Source organism: Hanamia caeni (assembly GCF_003721595.1).
Taxonomy (GTDB): Bacteria; Bacteroidota; Bacteroidia; order Chitinophagales; family Chitinophagaceae; genus Ginsengibacter; species Ginsengibacter caeni.
In genome coordinates this window covers 1-2317 of sequence record NZ_RJJR01000040.1, presented here as the reverse complement: position 1 = coordinate 2317, position 2317 = coordinate 1, and the positions used below count along the sequence as shown (strand labels likewise).

Here is a 2317-nt window from a genome sequence, read left to right as displayed (position 1 = left end):
GTATCCCTCCGACCAACCACATCGAAATTAATTTAAAATAAAATCCTTATACCAGTGGTTTCCAGTTTTGCGGCAGCAGTTCTTCAATTTTATTGATAGGATGATTACTGATTCGGCGCAAAACATCTTGCAGCCAAATAAAAGGGTTAATGCTATTAAGCTTGCAGGTACCAAGGAAAGAATAAAGCATTGCACTGCGCTCAGCGGCTTCATGGCTGCCGGCAAATAAATAATTCTTTCTGCCGATGGCTACAGGACGGATGCTGTTTTCTACCGGATTATTATCAATGTTTAGTTTTCCATCGCTTGCGTAGATCTTCAGCTCCGGCCATCTTTTTATGTTATAGCCCAGCGCTTTGCCAATCGTGCTTTTTGGCAGCGATATTAAGTAAGTTTCCTTCATCCACTTTCCTAATGATTCCAGTATCGGCACTGCTTCTGCCTGCCGCAATTCAAAAATTTCATCAGCAGTTAATTGCTGCTCTTTTGCTTTGCGCTCTATCGCATAGAGCAACCCGATTTGCTCCAGAGCATATTGAGCAACAGCCGGATTATTATTCTTTGCTTCAAAAAACTTACGCCTCGCATGAGCCATGCAATGAAGCAGGGTGATATCTTTATTTTCTTTAAAAATATCATACACATTATAACCGTCTGTCTGAAGATAACCTTTAAAATCTTTGAGTATTTCATTTGGGCCTTCTCTTCCTCTTCCCTGGCGGTAATCGAACCATACAACGTTATCTATGCTGTTGTGGTAAACCCAATAAAATCCGCGATGAGTAGTTCCCTTTTTATTTTTATCCAGAACTTTTAGAGGTGTTTCATCAGCATGTAAATAATCGTTGCTGATAACGATTTTTTTCAATGCCTCACCCAAGGGATCCAAAAGCGCACAACCATTCTTTATCCAGTCACTGATGGTGCTGTAGGGAATGCTGACTCCTTCTCTTTTAAAACGTTGTTCCTGGCGGTAAAGCGGAAGATGATCCACATATTTATCAATGATAATCTGAGCCAGCAATCCGGCTCCTGCAATGGCTTTTGGCAAAGGACGCTCAATCATGGGAGCGATGATTATTGTACTATTATCAGCAATCACATACTTAGGGCGTACATACCGGTTTACAAATAATTTACCTGGCTCATATTCTAATTCTTCTGTTACTTCATCGCCGATCTTTTTACAGCCTTCTGTTTTTTGCAAAGGTTCGATGATAATTTCACGACGTTCCAGATGTTCCGGAAGCCTGGTGCGGCCGGGATGATCCTTTTTGATTTCAAGCTGTTGACGCGTATATTCAATCTTTTGTGCTTTTGTAACAGAGCAAGTGGCAATGGCTTCGGCCTCTATATTTAAACTCAGTTGTGTAGAGGGAGTATTTTGTGGAATAAAACTTTCACTTTTACTTCCAAAGATCATTCGCTTAAGATTAGCGATTTCATTCCTTAAAGAAACAATCTCAAGGGTGGATTCTTCGTATAACGTTTTATAATCGAGGGCTGTTTCTATCACAAAGCAAATATACTGCAACGCAATGGCATCAATAGTTGCAGGTCAATGTACCTCTATGGGTTATCCACAGTTTTTATCTATTTGTTGATATCTTTTTCGCTTGCGCACACTCTTTAAACAGACACCCTGAAGAATGTGTTGAAGTGCTTCATGGGTAATAGAAAATTCGGTATTATTTTTTGCGGCAACAGGTATTTCATAAGTTCCTTTTTCCAATCTTTTATAATAGATAGCAAAGCCATCGCCTTCCCATAAAAGCAGTTTTACCTGGTTGTGCTTTTTATTAATAAAAATAAATACCGCTCCGTTTAAAACATCCATTTTTAATTCTGATATAACGATGCCACTTAAACTATCAAAGCCTTTGCGCATATCGGTTGGCTGTAGATGTAAATAATATTTGCAGGATGCAGATAAATGTAGCATCCTTAACTGATCAGCGTTTTTAAATAATTGCTGCTTACCGGTTCATGAAAAAGTATGCGAACACCTCCTGGAAAGTGCATTTCAACCGAAGAGGCAACCATGGTTTTTTCTATTTGCAACTTTACAAAACCTCCATTATTCTCATCAGGAATATCATTCACTCTCCGGTAACATTTATACCAATAATAAAACTTATGAAAACGGATTGACTGCTGCTCACAGAATGCGTTTTGAGAAAGGCCACTTTGTTTAAATTGTTCTATGAGCTGAAACATTTGCTGCCGCACTTCAGGATTATTGCGCATGACTTTTTTTATCATGCAAAACTATATGCGATTAAATTTGTGCGCAAGAGGTGGTTGGCCGGTGGGATAC

At 39.2% G+C, this 2317-nt stretch carries 3 protein-coding genes; all 3 read right to left on the bottom strand.

Annotated features, from left to right (window positions below; translation table 11 throughout):
* Positions 1-46 precede the first annotated feature (46 nt).
* From tnpC to tnpA, 3 genes are read right to left on the bottom strand one after another with little or no spacing between them, the layout of a single operon-like run.
* Complete coding sequence (gene tnpC / locus EFY79_RS21205; protein WP_123122764.1) at positions 47-1516, bottom strand: IS66 family transposase; 1470 nt, start codon at positions 1514-1516, stop codon at positions 47-49.
* A 60-nt stretch (positions 1517-1576) separates the two neighbouring features.
* Positions 1577-1942, bottom strand: coding sequence for an IS66 family insertion sequence element accessory protein TnpB (gene tnpB, locus EFY79_RS21200; RefSeq protein ID WP_123122763.1), 366 nt, complete (start codon positions 1940-1942; stop codon positions 1577-1579).
* A 2-nt stretch (positions 1943-1944) separates the two neighbouring features.
* Positions 1945-2262 (bottom strand): IS66 family insertion sequence element accessory protein TnpA, encoded by a 318-nt coding sequence (tnpA, locus tag EFY79_RS21195; protein ID WP_148041998.1) that lies wholly within the window; start codon positions 2260-2262, stop codon positions 1945-1947.
* Between the last annotated feature and the right edge of the window lie 55 nt (positions 2263-2317).